The organism is Dyadobacter sp. CY261 (assembly GCF_021440085.1).
Taxonomy (GTDB): Bacteria; Bacteroidota; Bacteroidia; order Cytophagales; family Spirosomataceae; genus Dyadobacter.
Map to the genome: position 1 here is coordinate 182414 of NZ_JAKCPW010000001.1, position 16805 is coordinate 199218.

Below are 16805 nucleotides of genomic sequence, written 5' to 3' on the forward strand. Positions count from 1 at the left end.
AGAATTTATGTTGCAAGTTAGTAAAAAAACGCTCAATGTCAGGGGCCGGTTGCTCGATCTGTCGACCCCTGTGGTAATGGGTATTCTCAATATTACACCAGACTCGTTTTACTCCGGCAGCCGGGTCTCTTCGGTGGATCAGATCATCGAAAAGGCAGGCCAAATGCTGTCGGAAGGGGCGGTTATGATCGATATCGGCGGGTATTCTACGCGCCCGGGAGCACAAGAGGTGAGTGCTGAGGAGGAAGGCGACAGGATAGAGTCGGCGGTGGAGCCATTAGCTAAATATTTTCCCGAGCTCATCATTTCTGTTGATACCTTTCGGGCCGAAGTGGCAGAACGGGGCATCTGCAAGGGCGGACATATCGTCAACGATGTGGCCGGCGGGACACTCGACGACGCAATGTTTGACACGGTCGCCCGGTTGCGTGTTCCATACATATTAATGCACATGCGCGGAACGCCCCGGACCATGAACCAGCTTACGACTTATGAACGGCTGGTGCCTGACATCCTTCGCGATTTGAGGGGAAAAGTGATGGTGCTCCAAAGTAAAGGCGTGGCGGACCTGATCATCGATCCCGGTTTTGGTTTTGCAAAAACCATCGTGCAGAATTTCGAATTGATGCGTGAGCTGGCGCAGTTCAAGTTACTCGGTTATCCGGTGCTTGTGGGTATTTCAAGAAAGACGACGATCCATAAAACGTTGGATATTTCGCCCGAGGAAGCTTTAAACGGCACAACAGTGCTCAATACCCTGGCCCTGGAACGCGGCGCTTCGATCTTGCGTGTGCATGATGTAAAACCGGCCGTAGAAGCGGTAAAACTCTGGATGGCGGCCGGTAACTATCCAAATTAAAATAGTAATTTAGTCGCTCAAAAATATCACCTTTCTTATGCGTGTGGGTTTTCTGAACATCAATTGGGCTGATATCCTGGATGTTTTTTTAGTGTCCGTTCTTCTTTATCAGGTATATACCCTTGTTCGGGGAAGTATTGCAAGCAGGGTTTTTTTAGGGTATTTATTTGTTTACGTCTTTTATCTGGTAGTTAAAGGGCTCGGTTTGGGGTTGCTGACAGCCATCCTGCAATATTTTATGGGTGTCGGTGCCGTGGCATTAATCGTGATCTTCCAGCAGGAGATCCGGCGCTTTCTGCTCATTATCGGCAAATCGACCATCTATACCAATAATAGTTTTCTTAAAAAGTTTATGGGCAACTCGATGATGGATTTCAAGGTGAAGAACCTGAGAGAGGTCATCGACGCCAGCAAGACGATCGCGGCTAATTTTACAGGAGCTTTGATCGTGCTCAACAAACGGGATGATTTGGGCAAATATGTCGAAACCGGCGAGATGCTCGATGCCCGCGTATCGAAGCCGCTTCTGGTATCATTGTTCAACCAATACAGCGAGCTGCACGACGGCGCGGTGGTCATTGTGGACGGCGTTCTGAAAGCGGCGCGTTGCGTATTACCGGTTGCAGATGGTGTGGATGTGCCTTCATCGCTGGGTTTCCGCCACCGTGCAGCCATGGGAATGAGCGAGGCGACGGATGCGATTGTGATCGTTATTTCGGAGCAGACCGGCAAGATATCGCTGGCGGTCGAAGGGGAACTGCATAGTAATATCCCGTACAATGAACTGGAATCGCGGATCGAAGAGTATCTGGCGTCGGATGTACAGCGAATGCCTAAATAAGTTTATTAACAGCAAATATATTTTGAAAGGAAATTTGGCGCTTTGAGAAGCAATCTCTATTTTTGCAGACTGAAATGAGAAATAGAAAAATATTCATTACCAATGGCAAATCATAAATCAGCTTTAAAAAGAATCCGCGCTAACGAAACTAAGCGTTTGCGTAATCGTTACCAGCACAAAACTACACGTTCATACATTAAGAAATTGCGTGAAACGACTGACAAGGCAGTAGCTGTTGATGTTTACAAAACTGTATCTTCAATGTTGGATCGTTTGGCAAAGAAAAATATCATTCACAAGAAAAAAGCTTCCAACCAGAAGTCCAAATTGGCGAAATTCGTTAATGGACTGGCTGTTGCAGCGTAATTTTTTCTACCTGTGACCTTGAAACCCCGGCAAATGCTTGCCGGGGTTTTTCTTTTTATTGTATATTGCGAATTCTGAAAGGAACCTTGCACGCGTTTACTGCCATGCAAGGTTCCTTTTGATGTAAACTCAAATTGTTTAAACCACCTAAAACTTAAATTCTTTTCTATGAAAAAAGTTGCATTTTTTGCTGGTTTGGCCGCGTTGGGAAGCATCCCTGCGATGGCCCAATCGCCCATCAGTTTTAATGCCCGTGGCTTGGTTGTAGTTTCTGACGCCGACTTATCGGCATCCGCGTTGGTTGATGGAAAGCTATTAAGAGACAACACATCTAAAGATCAACTTACCACGATTAAATTTCCGGTAGAAAGAGGTAGTAAGGGGCTCGGAAGCGCTCTGGTTTCCAACTCGGCGCTCGGATTTTCCAAAACTTTGGCCGTGTCGCCCACGGGCAGCCTGGCATTTGTTCTCGAAAACCGGATCAGACCGGAGGATGGGGTAGGTGAATATAAGGATCTATCAAAAGAATTTCCGGCAGGCGAAAAGCTATTCGTTGTTGATATCAGCAACCTTGCGACACCGAAAGCGAAGTTCGGTTTCCCGGTGGGTAAAAGACCAACGTCTATCGACGTCAATAAAAACGAGCTTATCCTATCCACCGGCGATACCGGCAAGGAACTGGTATTTATTGAAGCAGGCCCGGACGGAAAGCCGGCACGTTTCCTGAACCTGCCTGCGGCACTGGATACAACCAGCCGAATTATCGATATTTCATGGCACCCGTCAGGTGATTTCATTGCATTTACACTCGATAATTCCAATGAAGTAGGCTTGTATAAAGTGATCCGCGAAGCCGGAAAGCTGAAAAATGTGGAGATGGTAGGAAAGCCGGTGAAAGTAGGCGTCGATCCGTCTTTTGGACGATTCACAGCCGACGGGAAGCATTACCTGGTCCTGGATGCCAAAGGTGCACAGGGCAAAGGCGCGGGAGAAGGTGAGGTTTTTGTGGTGGATTTCTCTATGGATGGAGCCGTTGAGCATAAGGTGGCAGGTCAGGCACCAGTAGGCCTTAATACCGGCTCATTCGCATTAAGCCCTGATGGTACATTGCTCGTAACTGCGAATGCAGGTAAAAGCGGCTCACCCTGGGCGGAAGCAGGTGCAGGAACAGGTGCTTCGCTAGCACTCTATAAAGTAGCAGCCACCGGTGCGTTGACCAAGGTGGCCGATTATCCCTTCGATGGTATTTACCCGCAAAGCGTAGCTTTCGATAAAGACGGCTCCAATCTGGCGGTTTCCGTTTTTGAATACCTCGAATACGGCAGCGGTAATGGAGGCGTAGAGTTCTGGTCGGTTACCAAAGGCGATACACCTTCACTGAAAAAGCAGGGCGCAAAAGTGAGCGTGGCCAAAGGTGCACATACTTTGCGTGTGATCCCCTGATCGATAAACACCACTGTTTTTAATACGCAGGCCGGCTTCCTACCGGCCTGTTTTGTTTGCATTTAGTTGGCGCAAGGATGCTAAATCAGGCCGATTTTTGTAATTTTGCGGTCTCATTCATAAATAATCAATTTACAGATGATTACGGTTCAGAACGTATCGCTGCGATACGGTAAAAGGGTATTGTTCGATGAAGTAAATATAAAGTTTGTCCCAGGTAACTGCTATGGCGTAATCGGCGCTAACGGAGCCGGGAAATCCACATTTTTGAAAATTCTTTCAGGTGAGATCGAACCGCAGACGGGCAATGTAAGCATGAACCCGGGCGAGCGGATGACGTTCCTGAAACAGGACCAGTTCGAGTTTGATGCCTATTCCGTCATGGATACGGTGATCCTCGGCCACGAGCGCCTTTACAAAATAATGAAGGAGCGTGAGGCGATTTATGAGAAAGAAGAATTTACAGACGCTGACGGCGAAAAAGCTGCCGAACTTGAAGCGGAGTTTGCCGATCTGAATGGCTGGGAAGCTGAAACCGAAGCCGCTCAGCTACTCAGCGGACTTGGGCTGGGTGAGGATTTGCATCACACGCTGATGAGCGATCTCAACGGGAACGATAAAGTACGCGTACTTTTGGCGCAGGCACTATTCGGTAACCCCGACGTGCTGCTCCTCGATGAACCTACCAACAACCTTGACGTGGAAACGGTGCTCTGGTTGGAAAACTTCCTTGCCGATTTTAAAAATACGGTAATCGTAGTTTCCCACGACCGTCACTTCCTCGACGAAGTATGTACGCACGTGGTCGACATCGATTTCAGCAAGGTTCAGATGTTCTCGGGTAATTATTCGTTCTGGTACCAGTCGAGCCAGCTGGCATTGAAGCAACGCCAGGATGCTAATAAGAAATCCGAAGACAAGCGAAAAGAATTGGAAGAATTCATCCGCCGTTTTAGCGCGAATGCTTCCAAATCCAAGCAGGCCACTTCGCGCGCCAAACTCCTTGAAAAATTGACGGTGGATGATATCAAGCCATCGTCCCGCAAATATCCCTACATCGCATTCAAATCGGAGCGCGAGGTGGGGGACCAGCTTTTGCGCGTAGAAGGTCTGTCGAAAACAGCGGAAGACGGCACGAAACTGTTTGAAAACCTAAGTTTTACAATCAACAAAGGTGATAAAGTTGCTTTTGTGAGTCGTAATGTATTGGCAATCAGTTCATTTTTTGACATTATCAGCGAAGTACAAAAAGCCGATAAGGGAAACTATACCTGGGGTGTTACGATTACCAAATCTTACTTTCCGAAAGATCCAGGCCAGTTTTTTGATGTGGACCTCAACCTGGTTGACTGGCTGCGCCAATATTCCGAAGAAAAAGACGAGAGCTTTATCCGAGGTTTCCTGGGGCGTATGTTGTTCTCCGGCGAAGAGTCGTTGAAAAAAGCCAAAGTTCTCTCCGGAGGTGAAAAAGTACGTTGTATGCTCTCGCGTACAATGCTATCGGGCGCGAATGCACTGGTGCTTGATGATCCGACCAACCACCTTGATCTCGAATCGATTACGGCATTGAACAACGGGCTGATCGATTTCACAGGCTGCCTGCTATTCTATTCTCACGATCACCAGTTTGTAGAGACCGTTGCGAACCGCATTATTGAAATCGGGCCGAAAGGGATCCTCGACAAGCTCATGAGCTACGACGAGTTCCTGACCGACGAGACCGTGAAACAGCAGCGTCAAAAGTTGTATTAAGAGTGACTATACCGTTAAAAGAACGGCCCCGTTTCAGATTGAGACGGGGCCGTTCTTTTAGAATGTGGATGGAATCCCGTAAAACCTACACTTAGAAAATGGAAAGTTGCTTATTCGTTTTCTCGGTTAGTACCGCATAAGAACTCGGTTTGATACCGCGCAAATACGGTACCATCCCCAGTATTGCGTGCTTAATTTTCGTGATGTAGTAAGCCGAATTTTTCTTTCCGAAAGTCAGCTTTAACACCTCCTCATCATATAAATAATTGATATCCTTTTTCACTTCAAAGTTTTCCGATTTCAGCAAAAACCTGAACAGCGACGGTGTGTAGATATTGATATGTCCGTACGAAAGGAAATGTGTCAATTTTCTGTCAACATAAAATGAAAAATCAATCGGCACTTCAAAAATCTGGTATTTCGACACGCGTTTGATCTCCCTTAACAATATCCTTTCGTACTCGACATGCTCTAATACGTGTGAGCAAATGACCAGATCAAAATGATCGTCGGGGTAAGGGATCTGATATCCGTCGAACAGGAGAACATCATTCAGATTCTTGATATTTTTCGACTTGATCAGCTCGATCCCGCTTTCAGAAATTTCAATACAATTCATGTCTTCGCAAAAATTACATTGGGACAGCCAGTTCAGGATACTTCCTTCGCCCGCACCCACTTCCAGGACATTGCGGAACTGGATCGATTTAGAGAGCTCAACGATGTTAAGCGCCTTGTAGCGAGCACCTGTGTTGCGCCACTTTACGGACTTTTCATCATATTGACTCGAATATGAGTCTTTTATATTGCCGGATATTTGCATGTAACCGAATGCGGATTTTATGTCGAATTGAGTAAAATAAGTGAATCGAGTGCAAAGGTGCGAATATCTATCGGATTTTGTGTTTTGAAATCATTGGGTTGCTGCTGGCTGTTAAAATCGGGCGCTGCGCAGGTCTGGGCATTTTTCTAATGGAATGAAATGCATTCGAAAAGTAGAAGCAGAAGTTTTTTCATAGCTTTTAAGAGATGAGTAGCCCGCTAAATACAGATTGCGCCGCTGACATCACAGCGGCGCAATCGATCATTTCTTATAACCACAAATAACTTTGATAATTCATTGCAAACCGATAGTTGCTTTGCGTTAACTCAGATCTTAGTCGTAGCTCAAACCGTATTGTTTCAAAACATCGGCCGGAACACCTTCCCAAACATTAGGCGTATTGCCTTTGTAATCGAGATCGGCGATGCCGATTTTGGAAGTGTAGAAACCGGAGGCTGTCAGGTTACGCATTAAATTGAAGAATGCAACGCCTTGGCTGTGAATGGGCTTGGCTTTTTCAGGATAAGCGATGTCATCCACGATCTGGATTTGCTGCGCTTTGGTAGCCAATACAAACCCTTTTCCAAAACGGTTAAGCGATTCTCTTTCCAGCCATCTCAAACCACCGCGCAATGGCGTCTGGTGTTGCGGCATGTCCTTGACAATAAAGTCGATAAATTCAACGACGCCTGCTTGTGAGGCACTGCCGGATTTATCGTCGGCCGGAATGATAATGTCTGCCAGAACTTTGATAGTTGCCAATTCCGGTGCCGTGAGAAATTTTTCTTTCGCTATTTTGGCATCACGGATAGCTTCCTCCTTCGTTCTTCCTCCTGGAATTTTGAGCGGGGTTTCAGGCGGGTTTTGCATTTCGAGCTCCCGCTGCTCGGCAAGGGCTACCTGCGGGTTCAATGCGGCGATGCCGAGCGAACTGAGCGTCAGTGCCTTTAATGAATCTCTGCGTTTCATATGCTTATGATTTGAACAGGGTTCAAATGTTAGATATTTTTCTGTTTAACCTGATTGACAATGTACTCCGACGCACGCATCGACAGGGCCAGGATAGTCCAGGTCGGGTTCTTGTCGGCCTGTGACACGAAGGAGCCACCATCTACTACGAACACGTTTTTGGCATCATGAGCCTGTGAGTATTTGTTCAAAGCGGAAGTTTTCGGATCGTCACCCATGCGTACGGTTCCAACTTCGTGGATGATCCGCCCGGGAGCGGCAAGGCCATAGTTGGTGTCTGCACCCGGTTTGGTACCGTTTGGAACACCACCCAATGCATGGATCATTTCTTCGAAAGTCTCATGCATGTGTTTCGCCTGTTTGATCTCGTAATCAGACCATTTGTAATGGAAGCGCAATACGGGAATACCGAATTTATCAACCACATTAGGATCGATCTCGCAGTAGTTGTTATAGTCAGGGACGGCCTCACCGCGACCAGCCATTCCGATATTGGCACCATAGAAACGACGGTAATCTTCTTTCAGCGAAGCGCCGTAACCGCCTGCTGCTTTTGTGACACCGTCTTTGGTAGGATATTTACCATTCAGGTTTTCGATTCCTGAACCGAATCCATAAGCCGGCATGCCCATACCGCCGCCGTATTCGATGTGGTAACCGCGTGGGAAATCGAGTTTTTTGTTGTCCAGCCACCACGGGGTGTATACGTGCATACCGCCAACGCCGTCTTCGTTATAACGCTTACGGTCCATTAAGTGCGGCATGAAGGCGCCACGGGAAGCACCGGTTGAATCATGCAGGTAACGGCCTACAACACCGCTTGAATTGGCCAGGCCATTTGGGTGACGTGGTGATTTTGAGTTTAATAACAAACGAGCGGACTCCGCGGCGCTGGCAGCAAGTACCACCACTTTGGCTTTCACGGTGTGCTCGGTCAGTTTCTCCCGGTCGATGTAGGAAACGCCAGTGGCAAGTCCTGTTGTAGGATCGGTAAGTACCTCGCGGCACATCGCATGGTTAATCAAGGTTACGTTACCGGTTTTGATCGCAGGAATACACAGTACCGACGACGACGAGAAGTCGGCATAGGCCTGGCAGGCGCGCGAGCATTGACTGCAGTAGAAACAAACCCCGCGCTGGTCGTTAATAGGCTTGGTAAGGATCGACAGACGTGATGGAATTACCGGAATGTTTGCTTTTTTACCGGCCTGTTTGAGGAAAAGTTCGTGCAAACGTGGCTTTGGAGGAGGAAGAAATATACCGTCCGGCTCATTGTCAAGACCTTCAATCGTCCCAAAAACTCCGATTAATTTATCAACCTGATCATAATAGGGTTTTACATCCTCGTAGCTGATCGGCCAGTCGTCGCCGAGGCCGTCGATGCTTTTTCTTTTGTAATCTTTTGGCCCGAAACGCAAGGAAATACGGCCCCAGTGGTTGGTACGGCCGCCCAGCATGCGTGACCTGAACCAGTCGAATTGCGTTCCGTTCTTGTGTGTATAGGGTTCTCCCTCGATTTCCCAGCCACCCCATGCAGCATCGAAGTCACCGAACGGGCGGTGGTTACCGGCTCCGCGACGGGGCGATTCGTAAGGCCATTTCAGCTGGGTAATGTATTTAGGATCAGCAGGGTCGAAATATCCACCTGCTTCCAAAAGAGCCACCTTGGCACCCGCTTTGGCAAGTTGATAAGCTGCCATTCCGCCTCCCGCGCCCGAGCCGATGATGGCGACGTCGAAAACGGTAGGTTGTTCTTTGATTTGAAACATAGTAAAGGGTTGTTTAGATAGTACTATTTAACCAATAAATATAAACAGGGATCAGGTAACAGCCTGCCAACTTTTATGTATTCAGGTTTATTTAAAAACAATCTAAATGCGAATATTCGGAATTGTTCCGCTCTGCCGTATTTTTGTGTTTTTCAAAACAGAATAATATTTTGGCAGTAACCGGCAGCGACCTCCTTGTCGCAAAAGAATTTCTGATAAAAGGCGAATTAGTAGCCATTCCTACCGAAACCGTATATGGGCTGGCAGGTAATGCATTGAACGAAAAGGCAGTACTTTCTATTTTCGAAGCCAAGAACAGGCCTGCGTTCGATCCGCTGATCATTCATACGGATTCCCTTGAAAAAGTGGCTATTTATGTGTCCGATATTCCTGAAAAAGCACGCATACTTGCCGAGAAGTTCTGGCCGGGACCACTGACCATGCTGCTGCTTAAAAAGGATATTGTGCCGGATCTGGTTACCTCAGGGCTCGATACGGTTGCCGTACGGATCCCTAACCATCCGCTGACGCTCGACCTGCTGAGCCAGCTGAGTTTTCCGCTTGCCGCACCGAGCGCGAACCCATTCGGGTACATTAGCCCAACCAAACCTGAACACGTCGATCAGCAGCTAGGCGATCGCATTCCTTACATTCTCGACGGCGGCGAGTGCGAAGTGGGTATTGAATCTACCATTGTGGGTTTTGAAAACGATGAAACGGTCGTGTATCGCCTTGGGGGATTGGACATCAACGAGATCGAATCGCTGATAGGGCCGGTGGTGCTGATGCCGCATTCCACGTCGGATCCTAAGGCACCGGGAATGCTAAAAAGCCATTACGCGCCGCGAAAGCCGTTGCATTTATATAGAAGGGAGGCAATTACAATGGGCGAAGCCGATACCGGCTACTTGATGTTCGATCGCTATCTCGAAGGTGCCGACCGGAAATATCAGCGCCTGCTGAGTCCACACCGTGACTTGAAAGAGGCTGCGCATAATCTTTTTGCATACCTGCGAGAGCTGGATGCATTGCCTGTCACCGAAATCAAAGCCGAGCTCGTTCCGGCAGGCGGACTAGGCCTAGCCATTAACGATCGCCTTCAGCGTGCTTCGGTGCCAGCCTGACGCTTTTCATTTGAAAAACTGCTGGTGAAAATTCATCAGGAAAACTTCATCCGTTGCGCGGGTAATGGCGGTGTAAAGCCACCTGACGAACTCCGTATTGATTTGCTCCTCAGGTAAATACCCCTGGTCGATAAATACGGCGCTCCATTGGCCGCCCTGCGCTTTGTGGCAGGTTAAGGCATAGGCGAATTTGACTTGCAATGCATTCAGAAATGGATCCTTCCGTAATGCTTCCACGCGGTCTTTTTTGGATTTGATATAAAAATAATCCTGCTGTACGCTCTCGTAAAGTTTTTTGTTGTCTTCAGATGACATGGAGGCCGACGGAGAATGCAATGTGTCTAGGAATATTTTGGCATCGAACTCTGGCTGCTTTTCATAGTCCGTCAGTCGTAATGTCACATCGGCAAAGCGGAAGCCGTGCATTTCCTCTGTTCTGCGGATTTTCAAAAGTTCCACAAAATCACCGTTGGCAATGAAGCCGGCAGGGGAGTCCTCGTCCAGAATGTTATAATTGTTCCTTACCACCATAAGCCTGTCACCGGCATCGAGCTCGTCCTCGGAAAAATTGATGACGCGCCGGATGTATTCATTGTATTGGACGGCCGATTTGTTCGAGCGTGTCAGGATAATGGAGTTTTCCGGGCCGTATTTGTCATAGGCATAGCGAAGCCCTTCTTCCAGCTTTTCGCCTGTCATTTTGAAAACGTCGCGGTAGGAGCGGGTAGTAATGTGAATTTCCGCTGCTTCCGCGCCGACTTGGTTGCGGAGCTGGGTTGCATTGAAGAGAATGCCCGACTGCTCGTCCTGCCGCATTACCTCTTTTAATTCTTCCTGAAAAACAGACATATAGAACGTCCTCTCCAGATAATCGCGGTCTAGTGCGGGGCTGAGGTCCTTGCCGACAGGAGGGAGCTGCGCGGTATCACCCACAAGCATTAATTTGTTTCCCGGGTTTTCAAATACGAATTCAATAAGGTCCGCGAGCAGGCTGCGGCTGCCAAAATCGGCTTCGTCGGTGATCATCGACGCTTCGTCGACGATGAACAGCGTGTTATCGTGGTAATTTTTTTGTCGCTGAAAGCTCAATGTGCCCGAGAATGCGTCGGCCGTTTGCTTGTAAATCTTCTTATGGATGGTGAGTGCGATCTTTTCGGAATACCCTGACATGACCTTTGCCGCACGACCCGTAGGTGCCAGCAGCACTGACTTATATCCAAAGTCTTTAAGCACCTTAATAAGTGTACTGATGATCGTCGTTTTTCCCGTTCCCGCATAACCTTTGAGCAAAAAACAATCCCGGTAACGTTCCAGCCCCTTTTCTTCAATCAGGAAGTCGTTGGTCTGGTCGAAGAAGCGAAGTTGTCCGTCGGTGGGTTTGAAGGGGAATTTTCTGCGCAGTAATTGGGAAGGCAAAAGTTTGTCGGTATCCATGGGAACGAATCTAACGCAAGGATTTTGAATATCAAAACCGCATTCTTTTACAAAAATATACTCAGAAGATATTGGATTTTAACAGGTCAAATGCCTATATTGGATTCCCTTTTATCTCGAAATCCCCAAAACCTAAACATCTATGCTGGTACAACATGTAATGGGCAACAAGCCTGTCAATGCGATTTGGTCGGTTACGCAGGACAACACAGTGTTTGAGGCCCTGGAACTCATGGCCGAGAAGAACATTGGGGCAGTTTTGGTTCTTGAAGATGGCGAATTGATCGGTATCTTTTCTGAACGCGACTATGCGCGGAAAGGGATATTGCAGGGACGTGCTTCGAAAGATACGCTTATCCGCGACGTAATGACCAGCAAGGTGATCACCGTTGAAACGGACGAAAAAATAGAGGCGTGTATGCAGATCATGTCGGACAAGCACATCCGGCATTTGCCCGTGAATCGTGACGGCAGGCTCATCGGCATCATCTCGATCAATGATATCGTATCGGCAATCATTCATGAGCAGAAAGAGCACATCAACACGCTCGAAAGCTATATTTCCGGAAGTCCCTATTCCTGATTGGTCCAATTCATTTTTGTAAAGATCTCGTTCATCCACCCGTAGCAGTGATGCCTCAGGCGGTAGGGAAGAATTATGTCTTGCCTATTCTGGCCGGATAGTTATATTTGCCGGTTCAAAAAACAGGTTTTGCAGACTTTAAACCCAGATATAGGCGCTTTATACGGCGGTTCCGTGCGCATACGTGTGTGTGGGATTTGCGTGCATGATGATGAGCTTCTGCTGGTTAACCACGCGCTTTATGGGCCTGACCGTATATTTTGGTCACCTCCGGGCGGTGGTGTCCGATTCGGAGAAACGGCGGAGTCTGCACTAGCCCGCGAGTTTCGCGAAGAAACAGGCCTGAAAGTGGAAGTAGGAGGGCTGCTGTTTATAAATGAGCATATCGCCCCACCGTTACATGCTGTGGAGTTGTTTTTTGAGATCAAATCCTTTATAGGTGAAGCGGCTTCCGGGCTCGATCCTGAGCTGGCGGGCGACAGGCAGATTATCCGTGGCGTCCAATTTATGACCTGGGACGAAATCCAGGCATTTGAACCGGCGCAACGCCACCGGATTCTGAACATGGCAGGCTCGCTGGCAGGGATTTTTAAATTGAACAAATATATTACCGGTGATTAAAGGCCGGTATGACCATTAAACCAACACGACCCCAAAGACGTGACAAATTCTGAAAACCAGTTAATAGAAGTTATTCCGACGCTGCTGGTAGGAGACAATTCATTCGATGCGGCCAGTATCCCGCTCTGTACGCTTTGTATCGAGCTCGATGAACGGCGTATCCGTTTCTGTATTGTGAGGGATGAAAATATGGAATGCATCTGGCTGGAAGATTACTTCTTCGAGAATGCACTCACGCCGGCAGAAATTTTCGAACGGTTGAAACGGATTTTCAGCGGGCATTTATCGTGGTCGTCAAACAACTGGAAGAACGTGCGTGTGACAGTGAACTCACATGCATTTACATTGGTGCCTAATCTGCTCTTCACCGCTGAATCCGCTTACGAATATCTGTCCTTCGCATTGGGGAGCCCTGTTTCGAAGCATGAAAAAGTGCTATGGCATGATTTGCCGCTCGTACATGCGCAGAATGTTTTTAGCATTCAGGAGCTTTGGTACGATTGGGTCGTCAACCATTTCAGCGCATCGACCGTCACTTTTTATCACCTCACGAGCGCCCTGGCGATCGGATCGCTGGTGAATCACGTGGAGCATCAGGAAATGCGGATGATGTCGCTCTATTTCGAAAAAGACCATTTCACGCTGGTGGTAAGCGAAAGCCAGCAATTGGTGCTTTGCAACCGTTTTAAATATAGCCAGACACAAGAGCTTGCCTATATTATCCTGTTCACATTGAATCAGCTCAATATCCTGCCGGAGGAGATTAAAGTGCTTTGTTACGGCGAAATTTTGCCTTCTGCGGATGCCTATCACGAATTATCGCGATTTTTTCCCAATTTACATATGGGCACCCGGCCAACGACATTGAAATACAGCCCGCAATGCGCGGAAGTGCCCGGGCACCGATATTTCGGTTTATTCAATACTTATCTCATTTCGTCCTAATACTGCCTTCTATGAACCGTGTCGCATTATTTCCGGGATCGTTCGATCCTTTTACCAGGGGTCACGAAGATATCGTCCTGCGCGGATTGCGGTTGTTTGATCAGGTTGTGATCGGTATCGGTAATAATGCGACCAAAAAGCGTTATTTCCCACTCGATGTGATGAAGGAAATGATTGAAAAGACGTTTGTCGACTATCCTAATGTAAAAGTGATCACTTACGACGATCTGACGGCTCACACCGCCAGGGAATTGGATGCAAGATTCTTGCTGAGAGGGCTCCGCAATACGACCGATTTCGAGTATGAGAATGGTATCTCGCAGGTAAACAGATATTTGTATGAAGAGATCGAAACAGTGTTCCTGATCACCTCACCGAGCCTTGCACCGATCAGTTCGAGCATTATCCGCGACCTACACCGTTATGGACAGGCCGTGGATAATTTTCTTCCTTATTCCCTTTCCGAACTCAAAAAGGCCGAACAGGATATTTAGACTGATTTTTTCAGGACTCTTTCAGATTATAGGCCCTTTTCAGGCTGTCGATAACGTATCGGATAGAGCTGTATGATTTGATCAGCAGCGGCTTTACTTCCGTCGGCTCATACCAATCCAACTTTTCGATCTGTTCCTCAGCCTGCGGCATCATTTTAGAATCATCCAGGCAATCGAAAAGATACCATTTAGTACGTTTGAGAATGCGGCTGTTGTTGAGCGTATAGGTATGCCACGTCGTGCATATTTTATCGCGGATGAGCGCTTTGACACCGGTTTCTTCTTCAATTTCGCGCGTGGCGGCGGTTTTGGAATTTTCGCCTTTGTCGAGTTTTCCTTTGGGTAAATCCCACATTTTGCGACGGTACATGAAGAGCCATTTGCCATCCTTTACTACCACTCCGCCGGCAGCCTTAATTACTTTATACTGAGCCTTAATCCTGTCCTCAATCTCCGTTTTTTCGCGGGTAGCCATTGTAATCGAGAGCATTTCTGTCGGAAATTCCTTTTCGAGCATCTGGATCACCTGAATGGCGCTTGTCGTTGTAGAATTCAGGAATAGGACATGGCCTGTGAGCATGCTTCTCTGCAGCTTTTCCAGCCGCAAATCTACAATGTGTTCAAAACGCGAAGTTTCGGCGGCAGACAACTGATTGGTCCGTACAATTCTGACAGGACGGTCGTCGAAAAAAATGGTCATTTTGCAGTGGGTACGTGAATGGTTAGCAAAATTAAGTAAAGAGTTTAGTTTAGGCAGAGATTATTATTGATAAATTTGTGGTTGTAACAACCCAACAGTTCTTGGAACTCCTGATAATTCTATTTCTGGTGCTGCTCAATGGCCTTTTTTCGATGTCGGAGATAGCACTGGTTTCCTCCCGGAAATCCCGTCTGGAAGCGGCAGCCAAGAATGGCGATTCGAGCGCCAAAGCCGCGTTGAACCTCGCCAACTCACCTACTAAATTTCTTTCCACCGTTCAAATAGGTATTACGCTCATCGGTTTGCTGACCGGTATGTACAGTGGCGACAATATTACTGCCGATTTTGAGCAAAATATTTCCCGCGTTCCTTCCTTAATGCCTTATGCCCACTCGCTGGCCGTAGGTACGGTGCTGGTTTTCATCACATACCTCTCGCTCGTGCTCGGTGAGCTCGTTCCGAAACGGATAGGGATGTCGAATCCGGAGGCGATTTCGAAGGTGATGGCCACGCCAATGAACGTGTTATCGAGGGCTACGGCACCTTTTATCGCGTTGTTAGGGTTTTCAAGTGATTTAATTATCAGGGTCTTAAATATAAAGCAATCCGAAAATGCTGTCACTGAGGAGGAGATCAAAAGTCTGATCCAGGAAGGGACTTCGGGTGGTGTTTTCGAAGAGATTGAACAGGAAATTGTACATAATGTGTTCCAGCTCGGCGATCGTAAGGTAACTTCGCTGATGACCAACCGGCAGGAGATCGTGTGGCTCGACCTCGAAGACACCGAAGAGGAGAATAAAGCGAAGATCCTGGATTCGAGACATTCCATTTATCCTATCTGCCGTGGCAATGTCGACGATGTAGTCGGGCTTGTGTATGTGAAAGACCTCATTGCGACCGATCTCGAAGTGCAAATGGCGCATTTGACTGCCATTATGCGTGATCCGGTTTATCTTCCGGAAAGTAACCGCGCTTACCAGGCGCTCGAAAAATTCAAGGAGCAGCGCGTGTATTTTGGCATAATCGTCGATGAATACGGCGGTACGTTGGGTGTGGTGACCATGCACGACATTATGGATGCATTGGTAGGAGATATTTCCGAAGATATCGAGGAAGCATCAGAGATCGTGAAACGCGAGGATGGCAGCTACCTCATCGATGCACAATTGCCTTTCGACGATTTCATTCAGTATTTCAATATCAATATACAGGAGAGCGAGCGACGGGAGCTGGTGGGCTTCAATACCCTCGGTGGTTTCGTTTTGCACATTCTTGAAAATATCCCCCAAACCGGCGAGAAATTTACCTGGCGACAGTTTGAGTTCGAGGTGATCGATATGGACCGTAGCCGGATAGACAAGCTTTTAGTAACCAATTATAATAAAAACGAAGAATCTGAAGATTAACCAATGCCGAACGATCTGGATATTACCAAACGAATCGCCGAGTTGCTGCTCGAAGCACAGGCCATCAAGCTCAGTCCTGAAAAGCCGTTCCAATGGAGCTCCGGCTGGTTATCGCCCATTTATTGTGACAACCGCGTGGCATTGTCGTATCCCGACACCCGTACATTCATCAAAAAAGCCCTGGCTGAGCTGATCCGTACCAAATATCCGAATGCGCACGCCATAGTAGGCGTAGCAACCGGTGGTATTGCACAAGGTGCACTGGTGGCTGACTTGCTGGAGCTGCCCTTCGCGTATGTACGTCCCGAGCCTAAAAAGCATGGAATGGGCAATCAGATAGAAGGCAGACTTGAAAAAGGGCAGTCAGTTGTGATCGTAGAAGACCTAATCTCGACCGGCGGAAGCTCGCTGAAAGTAGTGGACGCCCTCCGCGAAGCAGGCATCGAAGTAGCCGGAATGGTAGCGATATTCACCTACGGATTCGAAGTAGCAGCCAATAATTTCGCCGCAAAGAACGTACAGCTCGACACGATCAGTAACTACAATGCATTGATCCAGCTCGCATTGGAACATAACTACGTAAATAGCGAACAAGTCGAAAGCCTAGCAGCCTGGCGGGTAGCACCGGACAGTTGGGGGAAATAGGCAACCCTGGAAATATGAGCTCGGCGGTCTG

At 47.8% G+C, this 16805-nt stretch carries 17 protein-coding genes; 12 read left to right on the top strand and 5 right to left on the bottom strand.

Annotation, left to right across the window (positions count from 1 at the left end; translation table 11 throughout):
- The first annotated feature begins 7 nt into the window (after positions 1–7).
- The 5 genes from folP to LZD49_RS00805 all read left to right on the top strand — a co-directional run bounded on the left by folP (position 8) and on the right by LZD49_RS00805 (position 5261).
- Complete coding sequence (gene folP, locus LZD49_RS00785; RefSeq protein WP_234665402.1) at positions 8–859, top strand: dihydropteroate synthase; 852 nt, start codon at positions 8–10, stop codon at positions 857–859.
- 37 nt (positions 860–896) lie between these two features.
- Complete coding sequence (gene cdaA / locus LZD49_RS00790) at positions 897–1700, top strand: diadenylate cyclase CdaA (RefSeq protein WP_234665403.1); 804 nt, start codon at positions 897–899, stop codon at positions 1698–1700.
- A gap of 102 nt (positions 1701–1802) precedes the next feature.
- On the top strand, positions 1803–2066 hold the full coding sequence (gene rpsT / locus LZD49_RS00795) for a 30S ribosomal protein S20 (RefSeq protein ID WP_234665404.1): 264 nt from the start codon (positions 1803–1805) through the stop codon (positions 2064–2066).
- Positions 2067–2234: 168 nt separating this feature from the next.
- Positions 2235–3509 (top strand): beta-propeller fold lactonase family protein, encoded by a 1275-nt coding sequence (locus tag LZD49_RS00800; protein WP_234665405.1) that lies wholly within the window; start codon positions 2235–2237, stop codon positions 3507–3509.
- A gap of 138 nt (positions 3510–3647) precedes the next feature.
- A complete protein-coding gene (locus tag LZD49_RS00805) occupies positions 3648–5261 on the top strand; it encodes an ABC-F family ATP-binding cassette domain-containing protein (protein WP_234665406.1) in 1614 nt (537 codons plus the stop codon).
- A gap of 91 nt (positions 5262–5352) precedes the next feature.
- Here the strand turns inward: LZD49_RS00805 and LZD49_RS00810 are convergent, their stop codons facing one another.
- From LZD49_RS00810 to LZD49_RS00820, 3 genes are all read right to left on the bottom strand, one after another.
- Complete coding sequence (locus tag LZD49_RS00810; protein WP_234665407.1) at positions 5353–6084, bottom strand: class I SAM-dependent methyltransferase; 732 nt, start codon at positions 6082–6084, stop codon at positions 5353–5355.
- Positions 6085–6417: 333 nt separating this feature from the next.
- A complete protein-coding gene (locus tag LZD49_RS00815) occupies positions 6418–7053 on the bottom strand; it encodes a gluconate 2-dehydrogenase subunit 3 family protein (protein ID WP_234665408.1) in 636 nt (211 codons plus the stop codon).
- A 29-nt stretch (positions 7054–7082) separates the two neighbouring features.
- Complete coding sequence (locus LZD49_RS00820; protein ID WP_234665409.1) at positions 7083–8822, bottom strand: GMC family oxidoreductase; 1740 nt, start codon at positions 8820–8822, stop codon at positions 7083–7085.
- 170 nt (positions 8823–8992) lie between these two features.
- On the opposite strand from LZD49_RS00820, the gene LZD49_RS00825 reads away from it, so the two are divergent.
- The gene (locus LZD49_RS00825) at positions 8993–9946 is read left to right on the top strand and encodes an L-threonylcarbamoyladenylate synthase (protein WP_234665410.1); all 954 of its coding nucleotides are present in this window, start codon (positions 8993–8995) and stop codon (positions 9944–9946) included.
- Between the two features lie 6 nt (positions 9947–9952).
- On the opposite strand, the gene LZD49_RS00830 is transcribed toward LZD49_RS00825, so the two are convergent.
- Entirely contained in the window at positions 9953–11380 is a 1428-nt protein-coding gene (locus tag LZD49_RS00830; protein WP_234665411.1) for an ATP-dependent RecD-like DNA helicase, read from the bottom strand.
- A gap of 160 nt (positions 11381–11540) precedes the next feature.
- Here LZD49_RS00830 and LZD49_RS00835 point away from each other — a divergent pair, with 160 nt between their 5' ends.
- The 4 genes from LZD49_RS00835 (at position 11541) to coaD (ending at position 14023) form a co-directional block, all read left to right on the top strand.
- Positions 11541–11963 carry a CBS domain-containing protein gene (locus LZD49_RS00835; protein WP_409021296.1) on the top strand — a complete coding sequence of 141 codons (423 nt, stop codon included), beginning with the start codon at positions 11541–11543 and terminating at the stop codon, positions 11961–11963.
- 129 nt (positions 11964–12092) lie between these two features.
- Positions 12093–12584 (top strand): NUDIX domain-containing protein, encoded by a 492-nt coding sequence (locus LZD49_RS00840; RefSeq protein WP_234665413.1) that lies wholly within the window; start codon positions 12093–12095, stop codon positions 12582–12584.
- A 39-nt stretch (positions 12585–12623) separates the two neighbouring features.
- Positions 12624–13529 (top strand): DUF3822 family protein, encoded by a 906-nt coding sequence (locus LZD49_RS00845; protein WP_234665414.1) that lies wholly within the window; start codon positions 12624–12626, stop codon positions 13527–13529.
- A gap of 11 nt (positions 13530–13540) precedes the next feature.
- Positions 13541–14023 (top strand): pantetheine-phosphate adenylyltransferase, encoded by a 483-nt coding sequence (gene coaD, locus LZD49_RS00850; protein WP_234665415.1) that lies wholly within the window; start codon positions 13541–13543, stop codon positions 14021–14023.
- A gap of 10 nt (positions 14024–14033) precedes the next feature.
- On the opposite strand, the gene LZD49_RS00855 is transcribed toward coaD, so the two are convergent.
- Positions 14034–14723: an NUDIX hydrolase gene (locus LZD49_RS00855; RefSeq protein WP_234665416.1), complete on the bottom strand. Its 690-nt coding sequence runs from the start codon at positions 14721–14723 to the stop codon at positions 14034–14036.
- A 101-nt stretch (positions 14724–14824) separates the two neighbouring features.
- Here LZD49_RS00855 and LZD49_RS00860 point away from each other — a divergent pair, with 101 nt between their 5' ends.
- Both LZD49_RS00860 and pyrE read left to right on the top strand, forming a co-directional pair.
- Complete coding sequence (locus LZD49_RS00860) at positions 14825–16129, top strand: hemolysin family protein (RefSeq protein WP_255720880.1); 1305 nt, start codon at positions 14825–14827, stop codon at positions 16127–16129.
- Between the two features lie 3 nt (positions 16130–16132).
- Positions 16133–16774 carry an orotate phosphoribosyltransferase gene (pyrE, locus tag LZD49_RS00865; RefSeq protein WP_234665417.1) on the top strand — a complete coding sequence of 214 codons (642 nt, stop codon included), beginning with the start codon at positions 16133–16135 and terminating at the stop codon, positions 16772–16774.
- Positions 16775–16805 lie beyond the last annotated feature (31 nt).

Bases quoted from the DNA above. Each gene is read 5' to 3' on its own strand.
- folP (WP_234665402.1), top strand. From the start codon at position 8: ATGTTGCAAGTTAGTAAAAAAACGCTCAATGTCAGGGGCCGGTTGCTC.
- cdaA (WP_234665403.1), top strand. From the start codon at position 897: ATGCGTGTGGGTTTTCTGAACATCAATTGGGCTGATATCCTGGATGTT.
- rpsT (WP_234665404.1), top strand. From the start codon at position 1,803: ATGGCAAATCATAAATCAGCTTTAAAAAGAATCCGCGCTAACGAAACT.
- LZD49_RS00800 (WP_234665405.1), top strand. From the start codon at position 2,235: ATGAAAAAAGTTGCATTTTTTGCTGGTTTGGCCGCGTTGGGAAGCATC.
- LZD49_RS00805 (WP_234665406.1), top strand. From the start codon at position 3,648: ATGATTACGGTTCAGAACGTATCGCTGCGATACGGTAAAAGGGTATTG.
- LZD49_RS00810 (WP_234665407.1), bottom strand. From the start codon at position 6,084: ATGCAAATATCCGGCAATATAAAAGACTCATATTCGAGTCAATATGAT.
- LZD49_RS00815 (WP_234665408.1), bottom strand. From the start codon at position 7,053: ATGAAACGCAGAGATTCATTAAAGGCACTGACGCTCAGTTCGCTCGGC.
- LZD49_RS00820 (WP_234665409.1), bottom strand. From the start codon at position 8,822: ATGTTTCAAATCAAAGAACAACCTACCGTTTTCGACGTCGCCATCATC.
- LZD49_RS00830 (WP_234665411.1), bottom strand. From the start codon at position 11,380: ATGGATACCGACAAACTTTTGCCTTCCCAATTACTGCGCAGAAAATTC.
- LZD49_RS00835 (WP_409021296.1), top strand. From the start codon at position 11,541: ATGGGCAACAAGCCTGTCAATGCGATTTGGTCGGTTACGCAGGACAAC.
- coaD (WP_234665415.1), top strand. From the start codon at position 13,541: ATGAACCGTGTCGCATTATTTCCGGGATCGTTCGATCCTTTTACCAGG.
- LZD49_RS00855 (WP_234665416.1), bottom strand. From the start codon at position 14,723: ATGACCATTTTTTTCGACGACCGTCCTGTCAGAATTGTACGGACCAAT.
- pyrE (WP_234665417.1), top strand. From the start codon at position 16,133: ATGCCGAACGATCTGGATATTACCAAACGAATCGCCGAGTTGCTGCTC.